This window comes from Herbiconiux dendrobii (genome assembly GCF_052048175.1).
Lineage (GTDB): Bacteria > Actinomycetota > Actinomycetes > Actinomycetales > Microbacteriaceae > Herbiconiux.
Window position 1 is genome coordinate 759,244 of record NZ_JBLZQV010000002.1, and the last position, 19,659, is coordinate 778,902.

Genomic DNA, 19,659 nt, shown 5'->3' on the forward strand with positions numbered 1-19,659 from the left:
CGTCCGCTAGCCGCGGGTCGCGGCGGCGAGCAGCTCGAGCACGTGCTGGTACTGCTCGCCGGTGGCGCGGGTCATGCCGAGTTCGCAGGTGCGGTTGCAGCTGGCGTGGGCCGAGGCGTTCGCGGCGCGCACCTCCGCGGCCTGCACGCGGGTGGCCGAGGCGGTGAGTTCCGGATGCAGCATGCCGCGGTCGCCGGCGAAGGCGCAGCATCCCCAGTCCTCCGGGATCACCACGGTCGAGGCCACCGCCCCCGCGACCGCGGTCAGCGAGGCGTTCAGGCCGAGACGGGTCGACGAGCAGGTGGGATGCACCGCGAGCGACTCGAGCTTCTCGTGCTCGGGCAGGGCGGGCAGGATGCGCTCGGCCACGAAGGCCACGGCGTCGATCACGCGCAGCCGGGGCAGGGCGGTGTCGGTCTCGACGATGTGCAGGAAGCCCTCGGTGCACGAGGAGGCGTCGCTGACGATCGGCAGCTCGCCGTCGCGGGTGGCCCGGCGCAGCGACCCCAGCACACGGTCGCGCATGATCGCGGCTCCCTCGGGGAGGCCCTTCGACGACCACGGAGTGCCGCAGCAGAGGGAGTCGATGTCGGTGGGGACGGTGATGGCCACGCCCGCGCGCTCGCAGAGCTCCTCGAAGCTCTGCTGCACGCCGGGGCCGCCGCCGGCCGGCCCGAACATGGTGTTGACGCAGGCGGGCACGTAGACCGCCTCGGGCGCAGCATCTGTTCGCCCGAGCGAGCCCGAGCGCGAGCGCTTGCCGCCCCCGCCCGGCAGCTCCGGCGACCACAACGGCAGCACGTCGTCGCCCACCACCGCGCGCGCCAGCCGGTTCGGCCCGGTGAGCAGCGGGGCGGCCGCGTCCGGCAGCGTCGAGGTCACGGTCAAAGCCGCACCCGCTAGACGAGTGGTCGCATCCCAGTGCTTCGCCGCCGTCTTCCACACGGTCTTCTCCGCGCCGGAGTGCTCGGTCTTGCGCAGCCGCCGCACCAGGTCGCCGGTGTTGATCAGCACGGGGCAGGCCGTCTGGCACATGCCGTCGACGGCGCAGGTCTGCACGCCGTCGTAGGTGTAGTCCTTCTCCAGCTCCGCAGCCAGGGCGGTGTCGCCGTCGGCGGTCGCGGTGGCGATCGCGCGCTTCACCACGATCCGCTGCCGGGGCGTCAGGGTGAGGTCGCGGCTCGGGCACACCGGCTCGCAGTAGCCGCACTCCACGCAGCGGTCGGCCTCCACCTCGATGGTCGGCGTGCGCTTGATGTCCTTCAGGTGCACCTGCGGGTCGTCGGTGATGATCACGCCGGGGTTGAGCATCCCGCCCGGGTCGCAGAGTGCCTTCACCTCGCGCATCACCGCGTACAGCTCGTCGCCGTACTGCCGCCGCACGTAGGGCGCCATCACGCGGCCGGTGCCGTGCTCGGCCTTCAGCGAACCGCCCTCGCCGAGCACGAGGTCGACCATGTCCTCGGTGAAGGCCGAATAGCGCGACAGGCCCGCCCCCTCGAAGAGGTCGGTGAGCATGAAGTGGATGTTGCCGTCCTTCGCGTGCCCGAAGATCACGCTGTTCTCGTACTCGTAGGCCTCGAACAGGCGGATCAGCTCTTCGCAGGTGCGCGCCAGGTTCGGTACCGGCACCACCACGTCTTCCAGCAGCGCGGTCGTGCCCGAGGGGCGCGCGCCGGCGACGGTCGCGTACAGGCCCTTCCGCAGGTGCCAGAGCGAGGCGCGGGTCGCCGCGTCGCTGGAGAGCACGGCCGGCGCCTGCAGTCGCAGCCCGCCGAGCTCGCGCTCGCCGCCGGCCTGCAGCCCGGCGAGTTCCTCGGCCGTCGCCGCCTGGTACTCCACGAGCAGCGCGGCCTGCCGGTCCACCACGAGGTCGCGGATGAGCGGATGCGCGTCGGCCTCCTGCTTGCCCACGCGCAGGGAGGTCGCATCCATCAGCTCGACGGCCGACGCGCCGGTGGCGACGATCCCCGGCAGCGCCTCGTTGGCGGCCAGCAGGTCGTCGAAGAGCACGAGGCCCGTGGCGGCGTGGGCGTGCAGCGGCAGCGTGCGGAACACCGTCTCGGCCACGAAGCCGAGCGTGCCCTCGCTGCCGATCACGAGGTGGGCGAGCAGCTGCGCCGGGTCGTCGTGGTCGAGCAGGGCGTTCAGCCCGTAGCCCATGGTGTTCTTCATCGAGAACTGGTGGCGCAGGATGCGCACCGACTCCGGGTTGCCGCGCACGCGGTCGCGCAGGCGGAGCAGGCCGTCGAACAGGGCCGGTTCGTCGTGCCGGAGCCGGGCATCCGCGTCCGCAGTGCCCGTGTCGACGACGGTGCCGCTCGGCAGCACGATCGTCATCGACTCGAGGGTCTGGTAGGTGTTGCCGGTGGTGCCGCAGGCCATGCCGCTGGAGTTGTTGGCGACCACGCCGCCGATGGTGCAGGCCGACTCGCTCGCCGGGTCGGGCCCGAGCTTGCGGCCGAAGCGGGCCAGGCGCGCGTTCACCTGGCGCACGGTGGCGCCGGGCTGCACGCGCACGCGCAGGCCTTCGTCGAGGATCGTGATGCGGCGGAAGTTGCGGCGCACGTCGACGAGCACGCCGTCGGTGACGGCCTGACCGCTGAGGCTCGTGCCGCCCGAGCGCAGGGTCACGGGGGTACCCGTGCGCGTGCCGGTGCGCAGCAGCCGGCCCACTTCGGCGGCGTCGTTCGCGATCACCAGCGCCTCGGGCACGAGCAGGAAATGCGAGGCGTCGTGCGCGTTGGCGTGCAGGTCGATGGCGCGGGTGCTCACCCGGGCGGGGTCGGCCACGCCCTCGCGGAACAGCTCGGCCACGGTCGTGCCGTGCGGGTTCGCCGGCGGGTTCGCTGCGTTCGGCCTCGCTGCAGGGGGTGCGGATGCGCCTCGTTGCGCCATGGACGTTCCTCTCGCCGTTGTCCGACAAGTTTACATAGATGACGAGTCGACGCCAGTAAGATGGGGTCATCCGGTGGTCGGATGCGGGAGGGTGGCAAATGGTCCGGCGAATCGAAGCGGTCTCGGTGGTCGAGGCGGTCGGCGACGACATCCGCGGCCGGCTGTTCGCCGGAGAGCTCGTGGGCGGCACCTCCCTCACCGAGACCGTCGTCGCCGAGGAGTACGGGGTGTCCCGATCCACCGCGAAGGCCGCGATCGAGAAGCTCACCGCCGAGGGTCTGCTGCAGCGCGACGCCCACAAGCCGGCCCGGGTGCCCGTGCTCGACGCCGACGACGTGCGCGACGTCTACCGCACCCGGATGCGCCTGGAGAGCGGGGCGATCCGCGAGCTGGCGGCGGCGCGCTCGGTTCCGGCCGCCGCCACCGAGGCCAACGCACGGGTGCGGGCGACCGGTGCGGCGGCATCCATCGACTCGGTCGAGCCCGACATGCGTTTCCACGCGGCGCTCGTCGTCGCCCTCGAGAGCCCGCGCCTGGAGCGCATGTACCTCTCCCTGGTCGACGAGGTGCGCCTGTGCATGGCGCAGGTGCAGGGCCGCCGCCTGCTCGACGTGCGGCAGATCGCCGACGAGCACCAGCAGATCCTCGACCACATCGCGGCGGGCGACGCCGAGGCCGCCGTCACCTGCCTGCACGGCCACCTCACCCGCGCGAGCGACCGCCTCATAGCCGCGCTTGCCGCGGAACGACCACCTTCTTGACGATCAGCAGCACCGAGGCGGTCACCGGGCAGGCGATCAGCGCGCCCAGCAGCCCGAGCAGGGTGCCGCCCACCATGGCGCCGATCAGCACCAGCGACCCCGGGATGCTGATCGCCTTGCCCACGATCCGCGGGGTGAGGAAGTACGCCTCGAACTGCACGTAGACGAGCATCACGATGCCCACCGTGAGCGCGGTCTCCGGCCCGGCGAACAGCGACACCACGGTCACGATGACGAGGTTGATCACGCTGCCCACCAGCGGGATGAGCGTGATCGGGAAGGCCAGCGCGGCCAGCACCGGGGCGAACGGCACGCCCGCGATCGTCAGCAGGACGAACGTGAACACCGCGTTGATGGCCGCCAGGACCACCATGCCGCCGAGGTACTTGCCGACCGACTCCATGATGGTCTCGCCGAGCTCCATCACACCGGCCCGGCGTGAGGCCGGCACGAGCGAGTAGAGGCTCGTCTTGATGGTCTCAAGGCCCGCCACGAAGTAGATCGTCAGCGCGATCACGAAGATCACCCCGAAGACCCCGTTCAGGATGCCCGCCCCCACCTTGAGTGCGCCGCCGCCCACGGCCGCCCAGGTGCCGGGATCCGTCACCGCGCTGCGCAGCCCGTCCAGCGCGGGCGTCAGTGCGCCACCGAAGGAGGCGTTCACGTCGATGAACCACTGCTGGTCTTCGATGTGGCCGAAACCCTTCGGCAGATAGCCGAAGAGCTGCGTCAGCTGGTCGACCACGATCGGCACCACGAGCCAGGCCAGCAGGCCCACCACCACGATGAAGGCGGCGATCACGGTGAGCACCGCACCGGTGCGGGAGAAGCGGCGGGCCTCCAGCCAGCGCACCGTCGGGTAGAGGCCGAGGCACACGAAGAAGGCCACGAAGATCAGCGTGAGCGCGGTGCTCAGCGAGGCCACCGCGGCGCCGAGCAGCAGCGCCAGAAGCACACCGAGCGTGGCCACGAAGGCCACTCGGAACGGGCCGCCGCTCAGCAGGGTGCTCCGCCCGGGTCCGTCGTTCGTCATGGTCCTCCGATCACAGGGCCGTCGTTGCACCATCGTAGGGGTGGCCGCGAGGCGGATCGTCGGCCGGCAAGCGCAGCGTTGCCTCAGTTCTTGCTCAGGAAACGGATGCGGCCGAGGTGCTCCCGCGACAGAGAAAGCCCTGGTCGGCTGTAGTGATTCGGCGTCGCATCCGCTCGGCCTGGGCGCGGCTGGCCCGCTTGCGCCGGCGCGCTGCGGCGGTAATGTTTCAAACGCCCCCGAACGGGCCGCTGCGGTACCCCAAGAGCGCGCGGATCACCCACCCTGACGGAGGCCACGGCGTCTACCCGGACGCCGTCCGTGTGATGCGCGCAGCTTTTGAGCGCCCCCGAGCTCGCTGCGCGCATCACACCTCTCCCCGGCTCGGCGCTGTGCGCCCCGGCGGGCCCGAGCGGCTCGCGGGCGAACTACGCTTGTGCGGTGAGCCGCGCATCCGAAACCCTCCGCCGTACGCTGTGGGGGCGCGGCGCCGGGCTCCCGCGCGACGTGCTCGTGCTGGGCGTGGTGGCGTTCTTCGTGATGCTGGGCTTCGGCGTGGTCGTGCCCGTGCTGCCCGTCTACGTGCGCAGCTTCGGCGTGGGCTACCTCGAGGTGGGCGCCGTCGTGTCGGCGTTCGCCGTGATGCGGCTGGTCGCCAACCCCTTCGTGGGCAAACTGATCGACGTCGGCGGCGAACGGGTGATCCTCGCCGTGGGGATCGGCATCGTCGCGCTCTCGAGCGCGCTCGTGGGCCTCGCCGAGACCTACCCGCAGGTGCTGCTGCTGCGCGGGGCGGGCGGAGTGGGATCGGCCATGTTCTCGGTCTCGGCGATGAGCCTGCTGCTCGGCTCGGTCGACCCCGCGATCCGCGGCCGGGCCGTCGGCTTCTACCAGGGCGGCTTCCTGATCGGCGGCATGGCGGGCCCGGCGGTGGGCGGACTGCTCGCGGGCATCTCGCTGCACGCCCCGTTCTTCTTCTACGCGGGCACCCTGGTGATCGCCGGCACCGTCGGGCTGGTGCTGCTCGAGCGGCGCACGCACGATCCGGCGGCGCCCCCTCCCGAGCCGCCGAAGCCGTTCCGGGAGGTGCTGCGCGACCGCCGCTACCAGTCGGCGCTGCTGGCGAACCTCGCCCAGGGCTGGTCGGCGCTCGGGGTGCGCAGCGCCCTCATCCCGGTGCTCGTGGTGGAGGTGCTGCACGGCGAACCGGCCTGGACGGGCATCGCCTTCGCGGTCGCCGCCGTCGCCCAGACCCTCGCGCTGCTGCCGGCCGGCCGCTTCGTCGACTCGGTGGGGCGCAAGCCCGCCATCGTCGGCGCCTTCGCGATCGGCGCCGTGGTGATGCTCGCCATCCCGCTGGTCACCTCGCTCTGGCTGCTGATCCTGCTGCTGTGCGTCTACGGGGTGGCCGCCGCGTTCATGGGTACGGCCCCCGCGGCCTCGGTTGGCGACGCCGCCGGGGGCCGCGGCGGCCAGCCGGTGGCGGTCTTCCAGGCGGTGGCGGATGCCGGTGCCATCGCCGGTCCGCTGGTCGCCGGTCTCCTCGTGGACGCCTTCTCCTACGAGGCCGCGTTCGCCTCGGCCTTCGTGCTCATGGCGGCGGCCTCGCTGTTCGCCCTCCGGATGCCCGGCCGCACGCGCCCCGCGCCGGTCGCCACCCCGTCCCCGTCCCCGTAGCATCCGGCGCCCGCTGCTCGCACCTTCGCCGACCCGTCAGTTCGTCCCGCTTTGAGCACTGGATAACGGGACGAAGTGACGGGTCGATGGCGGTGAGGGGCGGGGCTAGTGGAGGGCGGACTGGGCCTCGAGCACCTCGGCGTAGCGACCCTCGGCGGTAGCGAACCGCTGCCAGCGCACGCGGTCGACGACGATCTGCTCGGCGGCGGGATCGGCCGCGAACAGCGCCATGACCTCGTCGAGGAACTGCTCGAGCGGCATCGCGTAGTCGGTCTGGTCCAGTCCCATCAGGGTGGTGCCGACCGCGGGCGGAACCAGCTCGACCACCTGCACGCCGGTGGCCTGCAGTTGCACGCGCATCGCATCCGTGAAGGAGTGGATGGCGGCCTTCGTGGCGCTGTAGGTGGGCGTGGCCGGCAGCGGAACGTAGGCCAGGCCCGAGGAGACGGTCACGAACGCGGGATGCGCGCCGGCCGCCGCCCGGGCGATCAGCTGGGGCAGGAACGCGGAGGCCAGACGGATCGGCCCGAGCAAGTTCGTGGTGACGGTGCGCTCGGCGATCTCGAGCGAGGCGGGGTCGGTGAGGTCTTCGGGCAGCATGATGCCGGCCATCGCGATCACGGCGTCGAGCTGGGGATGCGCGGCGAGCACCTCGTCGCGGGCGGCCAGGATCGACTCCGGGTCGGTGGTGTCGATCTCGACGGTGTCGATGCCGGGGTGTTCGGTCGCGATCTGCTCGAGCAGCTCGCGGCGGCGGCCGCCCACGATGACCGTGTTGCCGGCGGCCTGGAAGCGGAGCGCGAGACCGAGGCCGATGCCCGAGGTCGCGCCGGGGATGAAGAGGGTGTTTCCGGTGATGTCCATGCCGATAGTCCACTCCGGGCCGCGAGGGGGCGCCAGGACACGCTCATCCGCTGAATGCCAGGCAGTGGATAAGCGCGCGGCGACCCGTCAGAGTGGAGGGGGCGGCCGGATGCGCCGCGGCAGCCGCCGGAGGCGGCGCAAGAGGCGAGGAGCGCAGATGGATCGCACGGCTTTCGGAGAGTTCCTCCGCACCCGCCGCGAGGCGCTGCAGCCCGAAGACGTGGGCCTTCGCCGCGGCAGCCGCCGGCGCACGAGCGGACTCCGGCGCGAGGAGGTGGCCGAACTCTCCGACATGTCGGCCGACTACCTGGCCCGGCTCGAGCGCGGTGACGGCCCGCAGCCCTCCGAGCAGATGGTGGCGGCGATCGCCCGGGGTCTCCGCCTCACCATCGACGAGCGTGACCACCTGTTCCTGCTCGCCGGCCTCCGCCCGCCCGGCCGCAGCGCCTCGAGCGAGCACGTCAGCCCCGGGCTCATGCGCATCCTGGACCGCCTGGCCGACACCCCCGCGCAGATCATGGGGTCGCTCGGCGAGACGATCGTGCAGACCCCGCCCGCGGTCGCGCTGCTCGGCGACCAGACGCGGCACACCGGGCGGATGCGCAGCTCGGCCTACCGCTGGTTCGCCGACCCCGCCTCGCGGGACATCTATCCGCCGGAGGACCAGCCGCGGCACGCCCGCGTGCAGGTGGCCCAGCTGCGGCGGGCCGCCGCCCAGCGCGGGGCGGACTCCGAGGCCGCCGAGATGGTGCGGCACCTGCTGGCCACGAGCTCCGACTTCGCGGCGCTCTGGGCCGAGAGCGAGGTCGGCCTGAGGTACACCGAGGAGAAGCGCTTCGCGCATCCGGAGGTCGGCGAGCTCTCGCTCTACTGCCAGGTGGTGTACGACCCCGACCAGGCGCAGTCGCTGCTCGTCTTCACGGCCACACCCGGCAGCCCCAGCGCCGATAAGCTCGCCCTGCTCGTGGTGCTCGGCGCCCAGGTGGTGGCCGCCGGCTGAGCGGGTGACCGCAGACCTGCCACTTCTCAGAAGTCGCCGCATTCCGCGCTGACTTGCCAGAAGTTGTGGCAAGTCGCGGGGTGCCAGGGGCGGGGAGTAGTCTCCGGGCCCGGGCACCCGACCCGGAGTCCTGAGCTCAGAGCTCGCGGGCGAGGAAGTCGCGCATCGCCGCGATGAGACGCAGGCGCGAGTCGGCACGGCGGTACTCGTGGCCCTCGCCGGAGAGCTCGAGGTACTCCACCGGGCGGTCGAGGGCGCGCAGGGCGGCGACGATGCGGTGCGCCTCGCCGATGGGCACGTTGGTGTCGAGCTCGCCGTGCACCACGAGCAGCGGGGCCCGGATGCGCGCGGCGCTCCCCAGCGGCGAGATCGTCGCCAGGAACTCGGCGTCGTCGACCGGATGCCCGTACTTGGTGACGGCGGCATCCGCGATCCACGGCTCCGTCTCGGCGTAGAAGTGGTGCAGGTCGGACATGCCGCAGACGTCGACGCCCGCCGCGAAGACCCCGGGCGTGAAGGCCAGCGCCGCGAGCGTGAGGTACCCGCCGTACGAGCGGCCCGTCACGGCGATCCGCCCCGGATCGGCGATGCCCGCGGCCACCAGGAACTGGGCGGCCGCCGTCACGTCGTCGAAGGCGCCCTGCCGGCCCCGCACGTCGTCGGCGTGCCCGAACTCCCGCCCGAACCCCGACGAGCCGCGCACGTTCGGCGCGAACACGGCGATCCCGGATGCTGCGAGCACCTGGTGCTGCGGGCTGAACGTCGGCCGTTCCTGCGACTCGGGGCCGCCGTGCAGGTGCAGCATCGCGGGGCCGGGAACGGGCTCCGCCGGCGCGGGGAGCAGCCACGGTCCGGTGCGGGATGCCCCCGCACGGGCGGAAGTGGTCCCGGCGCCCCCGCCCGAGCCCGGGTCCGTGCCGGAGTCCGTGGCATCCGTCGTCGCCGCCCGGTACAGCCAGCCGGTGATCTCGAGTCCGTCGAGCGAGCGGTAGGTCTCCAGGGTCGGCACCACGAGCCGCACGGCGGGGAGCACCGGGACGGCGGTCACGCGTGTCCAGGCGAAGCCGGCCGTGTCCAGCCGCCAGATCTCGCGAGGCCGCTGCGGGCCCTCCACCGCGAGCAGCACGCTCGACCCGTCGCGGCTGAGCACCGGGCTCGTGGCCACGGCGCCCGGCAGGCCGGGAGCCGGCTCGAAGCGCCCCGTCGCGGTGTCGTAGAGCTCGAGTTCGCTGCGTCCCGCCACGTTCCACACGAGCAGCAGCAGGCGCCCCGCATCGTCGGCGTCGAGCGCCTCGAGCTCGGCATCGGCCCGGTCGGCGAGCACTCGCGGCGCCCGCCCCCAGTCGGCGGGATCGACGGGGATGGCCACCAGCTGCCGGCGCGGCAGGCCCACCTCGGTGGCGGCGTACACGACCGCGGGAGCGCTCTCCCCGGGAGGCGCGGGCCGGATGAACGCCACATCGGTGCCCCCGGTGGCCGGATGCGGCATCACGGGGTGGTCGCGGTCGGTCTCGCGGTCGACCACGACGCAGAACTCGTGGCCACGCGGGCCGTCGCGCATCACGAGCATCCGCTCGCCCGCCGAGAGGTCGAGCACGTGGATCAGCGCCCCCTCGGCCAGCGGTTCGAGCGCGCCGGTGAGCGGATCGGCCAGGAACGCGCGGGTGGGCTCGCCGGGCGCCGTCGCGGGCACGGTGAGGATGACGCGGTGCCCGCTGCGGGTCCACGGCCCGAGCTCGGCGTGCCGCTCGGGGTCGCCCGAGATGCGCCGGGCGTCGCGGCCGTCGGGCCGCACCACCCAGACCTGCGTGCGCACGCCGCCGTCGGTCGCGACGGCGCAGGCGAGCCAGGCGCTGTCGGCCGACCAGCTGACGGCGATCACCGGGTCGTCGGAGACCCGCACGCGCTGCGCCTCGGGGATGTCGGTCGCACCGGGCTCGGGCACGTCCTGCACCCAGACCTCGGGCGAGCCGCCGCGGTCGCTCACGAAGGCCACGCGGCGCGCATCCGGGGTCATCGACGGACCCCAGCTGCCCCAGGCGCCCACGAGCTGCTCGGCCAGGACGCCGCCGTCCGCCCCGGGAGCGCCGGGCGTCCCCGCAGTGCCGGCGAAGCCAGCCACCGCGCTGTTCACCGCGCCGCTCATCGGATCCCGTTCTCCTGCAGCCACATCTCGAGCAGGGCGAGCTGCCAGAGCGCGTTCGAGCCCAGCGTGGTGCGGGTCTCGTTCGGCGCGGCGAGCATCCGCTCCACCGTGCCGGCGTCGAACAGGTCGCGCCGGCGCGCGGCCGGATCGGTGAGCGCCGCGCGCACGCGCTCGAAGTACGGGCCCTCGAGCTGGCGGATGGCCGGCACGGGAAAGTAGCCCTTGGTGCGGTCGATCACGGCATCCGGAACCAGGCCGCGGCTGGCGCGCTTCAGCACGCCCTTGCCGCCGTCGGACAGTTTGAGCGACGGCGGGATCGCCGCCACCAGCTCCACGAACTCGTGGTCGAGGAAGGGCACCCGCGCCTCCAGCCCCCAGGCCATGGTCATGTTGTCGACGCGCTTCACCGGGTCGTCGACGAGCATCACGGTGGTGTCGTTGCGGAGGGCGGCGTCGACCGCCGTCTCGGCACCGGGCTCGCCGAAGCGCTCGCGGATGAACGCGGTGGGCGCATCCGTCTCGTCCAGCCAGGCGCGGTTGAGCAGCTTCTCGAGCGCGGGCCGCCGCCGGTCGAAGAACACCGAGGAGTAGGCCTCGACGGCCTCGTCGCGGGGCACCGAGGCGAGCGGTGGGTACCAGTCGTAGCCGCCCAGCACCTCGTCGGCGCCCTGGCCCGACTGCACCACCTTCACGCTCTGCGAGACGTCTTCGGAGAGCAGGTAGAACGCGACGCAGTCGTGGCTCACCATCGGCTCGCTCATCGCGGCGACCGTGCCATCGATGCCGGGGAGCAGCCGCTCGCTGTCGATGGCGATGCGGTGGTGGTCGGTGCCGAAGTGCTCGGCCACCAGGGTGGAGTACTCGAATTCGTCTCCGGACTCACCGCCCGCGGAGTCGAAGCCGATGCTGAAGGTGGCCAGGTCGCTCTGCCCGGCCTCGGCCAGCAGCGCCACCACGAGGCTCGAGTCGATCCCGCCGGAGAGCAGCACGCCCACGGGCACGTCGGCCACCATGCGGCGTTCGACGGCGGTGCGGAGGCTGCCGATCAGGGCCTCCTGCCAGTCGGCGTCGTCCCAGTCGGCGCGCGAGGCGTCGCGCTCGAAGGCCGGCGTCCAGTACACGTGCTCGGTGAAGCGGCCGTCGGGTTCGATCATCCGCACCGTCGCCGGCGGCAGCTTGCGCACGCCGTTCAGGATGGTTCGGGGTGCGGGCACCACGGAATGGAAGGTGAGGTAGTACTCCAGCGCGGTCCGGTCGATCGAGGTGTCCACGTCGCCCGCGGCGAGCAGCGCCGGAAGCGTGGAGGCGAAGCGCAGGCGGTCGGGCCGCTCGTCGAGGTACAGCGGTTTGATGCCGAGACGGTCGCGCGCCAGCATCACCCGGCCGGAGGCGTGCTCCACGATCACGAACGCGAACATGCCGAGGAGGTGGTCGACGCAGTCCATTCCCCATTCGGCATACGCCTTGCCGATCACCTCGGTGTCGGAGGTGGAGAAGAAGCGGTGGCCGAGGGCCTGCAGCTCGGCCCGGAGCTGGTGGTGGTTGTAGATGCAGCCGTTGAAGACGATCGACAGGCCGAGGCCGGAGTCGACCATCGGCTGGGCGCCGGCATCCGAGAGATCGATGATCGCCAGGCGGCGGTGGCCCAGCGCGACCCGTTCGTGGGCCCAGAAGCCCGATCCGTCAGGTCCGCGATGGCTCTGGCAGGCGGTCATCCGCTGCACCGCATCGCCGTCGGCCACCCGCTGGTCGAACCGGATCTCGCCCGCTATTCCGCACATCGCGTCCGCCCTCTCGATTCGGCCTATCGCGGGGCGGAAAGGATCCAGGTGTCTTTCGAACCCCCGCCGCGCGAAGAATTGACCACCATACTCCCGGGCGGTGCGACCCGCGTGAGAGCGAGGTCGGCGACGCTCAGACCGTGCTGCCCGTCGCCCGTGGCGTAGACGAACACCCGCAGGTCGACGTGCCGGGGTTCCAGCACGGGCGATCCCTCGTCCCCGGCGCCGTCGGCGGCACCGGCCTCGGCCTCGGCCGGCGCCACGAATGTCGGATGCGACGACAGCGCCACCACCTCCTGCGCCACCCAGTTCTCCGGATCGGCCGCGATCTCGGCCCGCCGCTCGGCCACGGCCGCCGCGCCCGAGGCCGGACCGATCAGCACGCCCTCTCCGCCGTGCCCGTCGACCGGCTTCGTGACGAGCTCGCCCACGCGTTCGAGCACGCCGCGGCGCTCGGTCTCGTCGCTGGTGCGATACGTGGGCACCTGCTCCAGCAGGGGCCGCTCGTCGAGGTAGTAGGTGATGAGGCTCGGCACGTTGCAGTACATGGCCTTGTCGTCGGCGATGCCGTTGCCCGGCGCGTTGCCGAGGAACACCTGCCCGGCCGCGGCCACCGTCATGATCTCGCGGCCGATCGGAGCGCCCGAGCCGGCCACGGCATCCGGGAGCTCGGTGTCCAGCCGCAGGTAGAGGGCGTGGATCGGGGTGCGGCCCTCGCGGGTCACCACCCGGCCGTCGTGCACCTCGACCTCGTCGAGCGTGAGCAGCAGCAGGCCGGCGCCCTCGGCGAGGAGCCGGTGCTCGAACCAGGCCGTGCTGTCCGGCCCGCTGCTCAGCAGGGCCAGCACGGGGGCGTGGGACGAGTCGTCGGTCGGCGCACCGGCGCGGCGGGCCCCCGCCAGCAGCGCGCGGCGCAGCGCGGCGAAGGCGCCGGCCGGGTCGAGGATGCCCGCCGGCCGCGGCACGTCGGTGGCCACGGCATCCATCAGCTGACGGATGGCCACGGCGTAGGCGGCGCCGCTGGGATTGCGCACGTTGTCCTCGAGCACGCGCCAGCCGCCGAACTCGTTGCGCACCAGGTCGAAGCCGAAGACCGCCGAGCGCACCGTGCCCTCGGGCAGCCGGCGGGCGTCGTCCTGCCAGCCGGGTGCGCCTTCGACCACGCTGCGCGCGATGACGCCGTCGCTCAGGATGCGCTGCCGGCCGTACACGTCTTGCAGGAAGGCCTCGAGGGCGCGGGCCCGCTGGGTGAGGCCCGCCGCGATGTCGCTCCACTCGTGGGCCGTGATGATGCGGGGCACGAGGTCGACGTCGAAGGGCCTCACCTCGCCGTCGACGCCGAACGTCAGCTCGTGCTCGCTCGCCCAGGCGCGACTGGCGCGCATCCGCTCGCCCACCTGCGCGGGGCTGAGCTCTTCGACGTGCCGCACGATCTGCTCGTAGGCGGGGCGTGGGCGCGACCCCGGGCCCACGGCCTCGTCGCCGGCCCGGGTGCGGTAGCTGCGCAGGGCGGGGGCGGCCGGGGCGAGCCCGCCGGCGGGCCCGTGCGTCTCGGCCACGACGAGCTTCACCACGGCGTCGATCTCGCCGCGCTCGGCGAAGGTGGCGCGCTGCCGGTCGGCCGAGTTGCCCCGGGCGAGCAGGGTGTCGGCCAGGTCGACGACCTCCTCGTAGTCGCCGAGCTCCTCCAGCTGCGGGCGCAGGCGGCGGATGAGGTGCCGCACCGCGTGAGCGGCGGCGGTGGGCCGCGGATGCACGGTGTCGTCGAGCAGGTCGCCGGTGAGCCCCGAGCGCGCGGCCTGCCACATGGCGGCGCGGTGGATGGGGGCGGCCTGCGGGTGGTACGGCCGGCCGGCCTCGATGTCGAGCTCGGCCGCCCGCACGGTGGCGCGGAACAGGCCCGCGATCAGCACGGCGTCGTCGACGATCGGGCAGGCGTCGCACACCCGCAGCTCCAGGGTGGGCGCGTGCGAGGAGGGCCGCACCTCGAAATAGGCCATCTTGGAGTCGGCGATCACGCCGGTGGCGATGAGGTCGGTGAGCAGCTCGTCGTACTCGGCCGCCGATCCGATCTGCCCGGTGGCGCCGGCGCTCGGCCAGCGCTGCCAGATGATCGAGCGGATGCTGGAGTAGCCGGTGTCGTGCCCGTTCCAGTAGGGCGAGCTGGCCGAGATGGCGAGCAGCGCCGGGAGGTCGCGGGAGATGCGCTGGGCGATGTCCACGGCGACGTCCCGATCGGCGACGCCCACGTGGATCTGGGTGCCGCAGATGAGCTGTTCGTCGACGAGCAGGCGGTACTGCTCCTGCATCCGGCCGTAGCGCCCGCTGGTGGTGAGCTCGAAGTCGGCGAACTCGCTGCGCGGGGCGGTGCCGACGCAGGCGATGCCGATGCCGTCGGGTGCGGCGGCGTCGATCACGCCCTTGCGCAGCCGCAGGATCTCCTGCCGCAGGCCGTCGAGGCTCGTCACCACGTCGGTGTTGGTCTCGACGGTCGTGCGCTGGATCTCGGCCGAGTAGTTCTCGCCGGGCAGCCTCGACAGGATCTGCGGCGCGCGCGCCGACAGCTTCCCGCTCTCGAGATCGATCAGGTGGAGCTCTTCTTCCGCGCCAAGCGTCAACTCCGCAGCCATGGCCACACCCTACGGTGCCCGCCCCGCGCGCGCCCAGATTCCCGGGAACATCGACAGGCATCCGAAACAGGCGCGCAATCTCGTGCACGGCGATCAGCGCCAGGGCCGCGGCGGCGCGGGGAGTGACGACGGCGTCGGAGTACCGGAGCCTGGTCAGTGGGCCAGGAGCGCCCGCGCCGCCTGGGTGACCAGGGTGCGGTCGGTCGTGAGCACGAAGTCGTAGAACCCCTCGGCGTGGCGGGACGGGTCGATCTCGCGAGCGGTCAGGGCGGCCGCGTAGTCCGCGGTGAAGACGATCACGTCCCACTCCGCGGCGAGCGGGTCGTCCACGGCGACGACCCGGCTGTGGCTCTCGGCCGGAAGCGCGGACGGGGCACCCACGGTGTAGACGGTGAGGAGGCAGCCGCTGTCGGCCAGCCGCTGATAGCGCCGGGCCGTGGCCGGTGTGACGTTCGAGTCGTGCTGGAAGGTCGCGAGCACGACCGCGGTGTCCCCGCCGACCCGGGCGCGCTCCTCGAGGAACTTGCTCACCTGCACCAGCAGGGCCCGGCCGCCTCGCCGGGGCTCCAGGGCGGCGCTCACGATCTCGAACGGCGTGCCGGCGGAGGGTCTGGCCGCGGAGGCCGAGCGGGCGACGCGTGCCCGGAACTCCGCGCGGGCCTCGGCGGTGTTCTCGGCGGCGGCCGCCTCGTGGGCGGAGGCCGGCCGGCCGTAGTGCCAGCCCTGCCCGAGCGTCGCGCCGAGCGCCTGCGCCATGACTTCGTGACGCTCGTTCTCGATGCCCTCGGCGAGCACGAAGGTGTCGGAGTGGGCCGCGTAGTCGGCGACCGCGGTCATGATCCTGGCCACGTTCTGGTCGGGCTGCTGCCGGATCAGGCCCATGTCGAGCTTGATGATGTCGGGTGCGATCAGCGGCAGCAACGCCAGGGTCGCCGGCTCCGCCCCCAGATCGTCCACGGCGATGGCGTGGCCGAGATCACGCAGGCGCCGGATGGCGGCGAGCAACCGCCCGGTGTCGCGCCCGAGCGCCCGTTCGGTGATCTCCACGGTGAGGGGCGATCCGGTTCTCAGCCCGGCGGGCAGCGTCTCGCGCCAGAGCGTGGGGGGCTCGACGTTGACGAAAAGATGGTGAGCCCGGTGCCCCTCCATCACCCCGGCCGCGGCGACGGCCTGGGCGATGCACGCGGCGTCGACGTCTTCGATGGAGCCCGCGTCGTAGGCCTTCGCCAGGGCGAGGTCGGGGCTGACCGCGCCGGAGGCGTCGGCGAATCGCGACAGTGCCTCGTGCGCGACCACGCGCCCGGTGGCGATCTCGACGATCGGCTGGAAGACCGTCCCGACGAGGGCGATGTCTCGGAAAGTCTCCAGGGTCATGCCGCCATCCTGTCTCACCCGAGGCGCCCCGGGCGACTTGGTAGGATGGAACGACTCGAAATTGTGGGGAGATCTCATGGCAGAAGTGCTGATCGGTGCCGTCGGACTGTTTTCGCTGGTCGTCGGCGTTCTCGGCGTCATGGCCGTCGTCGCCATGATCAAAGCGCCCTACAAGGGCTAGTACCCCCGCCTCCCGGGGGATCGTTCGGCCTAACGCGTGCCGGTGACCACCGTGGCGTCGAGGTCGTCCGAGCGGGCGATCTGCGGATGCAGGCCCGCGGCCTCGAAGAGCGCCGCGGTGAGCGGGGCCTGGCGCTCGCTGGTCTCGATCAGGAGGCGGCCGCCGGGCGCGAGCCATTCCGCCGCCCCGTCCACCACGCGCCGCTGCACGTCGAGGCCGTCGTCGCCGCCATCGAGCGCCATCCGCGCCTCGTGCAGCCGTGCCTCGGGCGGCATCGTCGCGATCGCCTCCGTCGGAACGTAGGGCGCGTTCACCACGAGGGCGTCGAGGCGGCCGCGCAGGGAGCGGGGGAGCGCCCCGTAGAGGTCGCCCTCGAACACGCGCTCCGGCGGCAGGTTCAGGCGGGCGCTCGCGACGGCCGCCGGGTCGAGCTCGGCGGCGTAGACGGTGCAGGTGGGTGCGGCCGCGGAGATCGCGGCGCCGACCGCTCCGGATCCGCAGCACAGGTCGAGCACCACGGCCGGTGTCGGCAGGCCGAGGAGGGCGTTCTCCACGAGGAAGCCCGTGCGCTGCCGGGGGACGAAGACCCCGGGGCCGACGGCGATCCGCAGCCCCCGGAACTCCGCCCAGCCCAGGATGTGCTCGAGCGGATCGCCCGCGACCCGGCGTGCGAGCATCCGTTCGAGGGCGGCGGGGTCGTCGCCGGCCGCCTCGATCAGCAGGGCGGCCTCGTCTTCGGCGAACACGCAGCCCGCGGCGCGCAACCGCGCCACCACGGCGGATCCGTCCACGGCTGCGGCTCCGCCTGCGGCCGCGGAACCGTCGGCCGCCGTTCCGCCCCTCGCGCTGTCGGCTGAGGTCACTCGGGTAGCGAGGCCTCGATCAGCGCCACGATCTCGGGATCGTCGGGCTGCACGGTCGGCCGGAACCGGTGCACCGCGCCATCCGGGGTCACCACGAACTTCTCGAAGTTCCACTTGACGCGCCCGGCCTTGCCCGCGGCATCCGGAGTCTTGGTGAGCTCCTGGTAGAGCGGATGCGCCGAGCGCCCGTTCACCTTGACGCGGTCGAACATCGGGAAGGTGACGCCCCAGGTGAGGGAGCAGTACTCCTTGATCTTGTCGGTGTCGCCGAGCTCCTGCAGGAACTGGTTGCTCGGGAAGCCGAGCACCGTGAGGCCGCGGTCGCCGTACGTCTTCTGCAGCTGCTCGAGCTTCTCGTACTGCGGGGCCAGCCCGCAGCGCGAGGCGACATTCACGATTAGCTTCACCGGACCGTAGTCGGCCAGCGTGGTGGTGCCGCCGTCGATCGTGGTGAGCGGGATCCGGTCGAGTGTGGGGGTGGGGGTCGCGGTCACGATCACGTCCTTCTCGCCGCGCTCCGGGTGGCGGCACGCCAGAACTCTACGCCCGCGATCGCCTGCCATCCTGGCGATCTCCTGCTTTACTGGCAGCATCCGGATGCGTTCGTGACGGCTCCGGCGAGGTCAGGGGTTGGCGATGGCGCACTACAGCACCGGTCCGGCGGGGCCGGACGGCGAACGGCGCCCCGGCGCGCACGTGCCGGCGCATGCGGCACCCGGCAGCGTGGGCGGTGCGGGCGGCCTCGGTGGTTCCGGAGGCTCCGGAGGGCAGCGGCCGGCGAACGCGTGGCGCACCGGGTTCATCGTGCTGGCCGTCATCGTGGGGCTCGCGGTGATCGGAGCCGTCGTGTGGGGCATCGTCAGTGCGGTCGGCGCACAGGGTCCGGATGCCGCGAACACGCCCCAGCCGACCGTCACCGTCACCGAGACGACCACCCCCACCGAGGCACCCACACCGACCGCCGTGCCTCTCGCCGCGTGCCCGGCCGGGCAGGTGACCGTGACCCTCGGCGAGGCCGGGGGAGCCGCCGGTTCGACGCAGGTGCCGCTGATCTTCACCAACACCGGTGCCGAGTGCACCATGCAGGGCTTCCCGCAGGTGGCGTTCGTGGGCGACGACAACGGCACCCAGCTGGGCGCCGCCGCGGTGCCCGACAGCACGAGCGCCGTGGCCTCGTTCGACCTGGCCACCGGGGACTCGGTGCAGGCCGCGCTGACCATCGAGGTGGCCGAGAACTTCCCCGACTGCGACACCGCCGCGGCCAATGGCTTCCGCGTGTTCCCGCCGAACGACTCCGGCGCCGTCTTCGTGCCCACCACCGACTACACGGCCTGCACGAACACGGGCACCGAGCTGCTGAAGATCGGCGCCGTTCAGCAGAACTGAGCGTGCGGTCCCCGCATCCGACTACGCGCCGGCGATACCCCGCAGCTTGTGGCCCACGGCGATCGACTCGCCCGACACCGCGGCGGCGGCTGGGGAGGCGAGGTACACCACGAGCGACGCCACCTGGTGCGGGGTCGACTCCGCGGCCGCGCCGACCGCCGGCGCATCCGTCGACGCGTCCTCGCGCACGACCCCGGGATTCACGACGTTCACCCCGACGCCGGTGCCCGCATAGGCGTCGGCGAGGCCCTTGGCGATGGTGATCAGCACGATGTTGCGCACCGAACCGGTGATCGAGGCCGAGCTTCGGGCGTTCTGGCCGCTGAGGCCGACGATGCGGCCCCCGCCGGCGGCCACCATGTGCGGCGCGACCGCTTCGGCCACACGGAGGAACCCGAGCGCCTTGGTGTCGACGGCGGCGATGATCTGAGCCGGGTCGCGATCGCGCGAGCGGTCCAGCGTGGTGGCCGAGGGGGCGGAGGTGATGACGAGGGAGTCGATGCGGCCGTGCTCGGCCAGCACGTCGGCGACGAGGCGGGCGACCGACTCGTCGTCACTCGTGTCGACCGGATGCGCGTGCACCCGCGCGCCGAGGCGCTCGGCGAGCGCGCCGAGCCGCTCGGGGTCGCGCGCGGCGACGACCACGGTGGCCCCCTCCTGGGCGAGCGCTTCCGCCACGTGCGAGCCGATGAGTCCGGTGCCGCCCACCACGAGGGCGACCTTCGAGTCGAGGTGCAGATCCATAGATGTATTCTGCCGGTGGCGCCGGGCTGGCATGTTCTGCCGGTGGCGCCGGGCTTCGCTCGGCGTCACCGGGTCGCGCCGGTCCCTGCCCGGCGCGACGCGACATGTGAGCGCGCGGTCGAGGGACGCGGCCTGCGGTCGCATCCCTCGGCCACACGCTCACCTTGGGTCGGCGGGTACGGCCTGCGGCCTGCCGTCCCGTGGCCTCGCTCCGGGCGGGCTCGAGTCGGGTTCGGGTCCTCGCTGGGTGAGCGCCCTCACCTCATAGGTAGGGCACTGCTGACGTTCAGGGTGCGCGCGGGCGGGGCTGCCAGGCTGGGGCGA

At 72.8% G+C, this 19,659-nt stretch carries 14 protein-coding genes; 4 read left to right on the plus strand and 10 right to left on the minus strand.

Going from position 1 to position 19,659, the window contains the following annotated elements; translation table 11 throughout:
* Window positions 1-6: 6 nt before the first annotated feature.
* Window positions 7-2,898, minus strand: a complete 2,892-nt coding sequence (locus ACN4JJ_RS08500; protein WP_440709473.1) for an FAD-binding and (Fe-S)-binding domain-containing protein — start codon at window positions 2,896-2,898, stop codon at window positions 7-9.
* A 98-nt stretch (window positions 2,899-2,996) separates the two neighbouring features.
* Between ACN4JJ_RS08500 and ACN4JJ_RS08505 the strand changes: the two genes are divergently transcribed.
* The gene (locus ACN4JJ_RS08505) at window positions 2,997-3,659 is read left to right on the plus strand and encodes a GntR family transcriptional regulator (RefSeq protein WP_440709474.1); all 663 of its coding nucleotides are present in this window, start codon (window positions 2,997-2,999) and stop codon (window positions 3,657-3,659) included.
* On the opposite strand, the gene ACN4JJ_RS08510 is transcribed toward ACN4JJ_RS08505, so the two are convergent.
* Window positions 3,622-4,692 carry an AI-2E family transporter gene (locus tag ACN4JJ_RS08510; RefSeq protein ID WP_440709475.1) on the minus strand — a complete coding sequence of 357 codons (1,071 nt, stop codon included), beginning with the start codon at window positions 4,690-4,692 and terminating at the stop codon, window positions 3,622-3,624. The two genes, ACN4JJ_RS08505 and ACN4JJ_RS08510, sit on opposite strands and share 38 nt — an antisense overlap.
* 438 nt (window positions 4,693-5,130) lie before the next feature.
* Between ACN4JJ_RS08510 and ACN4JJ_RS08515 the strand changes: the two genes are divergently transcribed.
* Complete coding sequence (locus ACN4JJ_RS08515) at window positions 5,131-6,366, plus strand: MFS transporter (protein ID WP_440709476.1); 1,236 nt, start codon at window positions 5,131-5,133, stop codon at window positions 6,364-6,366.
* Window positions 6,367-6,471: 105 nt separating this feature from the next.
* Here the strand turns inward: ACN4JJ_RS08515 and ACN4JJ_RS08520 are convergent, their stop codons facing one another.
* Window positions 6,472-7,230, minus strand: coding sequence for an SDR family oxidoreductase (locus ACN4JJ_RS08520; protein WP_440709477.1), 759 nt, complete (start codon window positions 7,228-7,230; stop codon window positions 6,472-6,474).
* A 157-nt stretch (window positions 7,231-7,387) separates the two neighbouring features.
* Between ACN4JJ_RS08520 and ACN4JJ_RS08525 the strand changes: the two genes are divergently transcribed.
* The gene (locus ACN4JJ_RS08525) at window positions 7,388-8,230 is read left to right on the plus strand and encodes a helix-turn-helix transcriptional regulator (RefSeq protein ID WP_440709478.1); all 843 of its coding nucleotides are present in this window, start codon (window positions 7,388-7,390) and stop codon (window positions 8,228-8,230) included.
* Window positions 8,231-8,366: 136 nt separating this feature from the next.
* On the opposite strand, the gene ACN4JJ_RS08530 is transcribed toward ACN4JJ_RS08525, so the two are convergent.
* The 6 genes from ACN4JJ_RS08530 to ACN4JJ_RS08555 form a co-directional block, all read right to left on the minus strand.
* Complete coding sequence (locus tag ACN4JJ_RS08530; protein ID WP_440709479.1) at window positions 8,367-10,376, minus strand: S9 family peptidase; 2,010 nt, start codon at window positions 10,374-10,376, stop codon at window positions 8,367-8,369.
* Complete coding sequence (locus tag ACN4JJ_RS08535; protein WP_440709480.1) at window positions 10,373-12,157, minus strand: N-acetylglutaminylglutamine amidotransferase; 1,785 nt, start codon at window positions 12,155-12,157, stop codon at window positions 10,373-10,375. The genes ACN4JJ_RS08530 and ACN4JJ_RS08535 overlap by 4 nt, the downstream gene beginning before the upstream one ends.
* 23 nt (window positions 12,158-12,180) lie before the next feature.
* Window positions 12,181-14,787, minus strand: a complete 2,607-nt coding sequence (locus tag ACN4JJ_RS08540) for a glutamate--cysteine ligase (RefSeq protein WP_440709481.1) — start codon at window positions 14,785-14,787, stop codon at window positions 12,181-12,183.
* Window positions 14,788-14,940: 153 nt separating this feature from the next.
* A complete protein-coding gene (locus ACN4JJ_RS08545) occupies window positions 14,941-16,161 on the minus strand; it encodes a sensor domain-containing phosphodiesterase (protein ID WP_440709482.1) in 1,221 nt (406 codons plus the stop codon).
* Between the two features lie 210 nt (window positions 16,162-16,371).
* Entirely contained in the window at window positions 16,372-17,133 is a 762-nt protein-coding gene (locus ACN4JJ_RS08550) for a putative protein N(5)-glutamine methyltransferase (RefSeq protein WP_440709572.1), read from the minus strand.
* 68 nt (window positions 17,134-17,201) lie between these two features.
* Entirely contained in the window at window positions 17,202-17,768 is a 567-nt protein-coding gene (locus tag ACN4JJ_RS08555) for a glutathione peroxidase (protein ID WP_440709483.1), read from the minus strand.
* Between the two features lie 73 nt (window positions 17,769-17,841).
* Here ACN4JJ_RS08555 and ACN4JJ_RS08560 point away from each other — a divergent pair, with 73 nt between their 5' ends.
* The gene (locus ACN4JJ_RS08560) at window positions 17,842-18,591 is read left to right on the plus strand and encodes a DUF4232 domain-containing protein (protein WP_440709484.1); all 750 of its coding nucleotides are present in this window, start codon (window positions 17,842-17,844) and stop codon (window positions 18,589-18,591) included.
* A 21-nt stretch (window positions 18,592-18,612) separates the two neighbouring features.
* Here ACN4JJ_RS08560 and ACN4JJ_RS08565 read toward each other — a convergent pair whose 3' ends face one another.
* Window positions 18,613-19,335: an SDR family NAD(P)-dependent oxidoreductase gene (locus tag ACN4JJ_RS08565; RefSeq protein ID WP_440709485.1), complete on the minus strand. Its 723-nt coding sequence runs from the start codon at window positions 19,333-19,335 to the stop codon at window positions 18,613-18,615.
* Between the last annotated feature and the right edge of the window lie 324 nt (window positions 19,336-19,659).

Bases quoted from the DNA above. Each gene is read 5' to 3' on its own strand.
- ACN4JJ_RS08540 (WP_440709481.1), bottom strand. From the start codon at position 14,787: ATGGCTGCGGAGTTGACGCTTGGCGCGGAAGAAGAGCTCCACCTGATC.
- ACN4JJ_RS08545 (WP_440709482.1), bottom strand. From the start codon at position 16,161: ATGACCCTGGAGACTTTCCGAGACATCGCCCTCGTCGGGACGGTCTTC.
- ACN4JJ_RS08525 (WP_440709478.1), top strand. From the start codon at position 7,388: ATGGATCGCACGGCTTTCGGAGAGTTCCTCCGCACCCGCCGCGAGGCG.
- ACN4JJ_RS08510 (WP_440709475.1), bottom strand. From the start codon at position 4,692: ATGACGAACGACGGACCCGGGCGGAGCACCCTGCTGAGCGGCGGCCCG.
- ACN4JJ_RS08535 (WP_440709480.1), bottom strand. From the start codon at position 12,157: ATGTGCGGAATAGCGGGCGAGATCCGGTTCGACCAGCGGGTGGCCGAC.
- ACN4JJ_RS08565 (WP_440709485.1), bottom strand. From the start codon at position 19,335: ATGGATCTGCACCTCGACTCGAAGGTCGCCCTCGTGGTGGGCGGCACC.
- ACN4JJ_RS08530 (WP_440709479.1), bottom strand. From the start codon at position 10,376: ATGAGCGGCGCGGTGAACAGCGCGGTGGCTGGCTTCGCCGGCACTGCG.
- ACN4JJ_RS08560 (WP_440709484.1), top strand. From the start codon at position 17,842: ATGGCGCACTACAGCACCGGTCCGGCGGGGCCGGACGGCGAACGGCGC.
- ACN4JJ_RS08520 (WP_440709477.1), bottom strand. From the start codon at position 7,230: ATGGACATCACCGGAAACACCCTCTTCATCCCCGGCGCGACCTCGGGC.
- ACN4JJ_RS08555 (WP_440709483.1), bottom strand. From the start codon at position 17,768: ATGGCAGGCGATCGCGGGCGTAGAGTTCTGGCGTGCCGCCACCCGGAG.
- ACN4JJ_RS08505 (WP_440709474.1), top strand. From the start codon at position 2,997: ATGGTCCGGCGAATCGAAGCGGTCTCGGTGGTCGAGGCGGTCGGCGAC.
- ACN4JJ_RS08500 (WP_440709473.1), bottom strand. From the start codon at position 2,898: ATGGCGCAACGAGGCGCATCCGCACCCCCTGCAGCGAGGCCGAACGCA.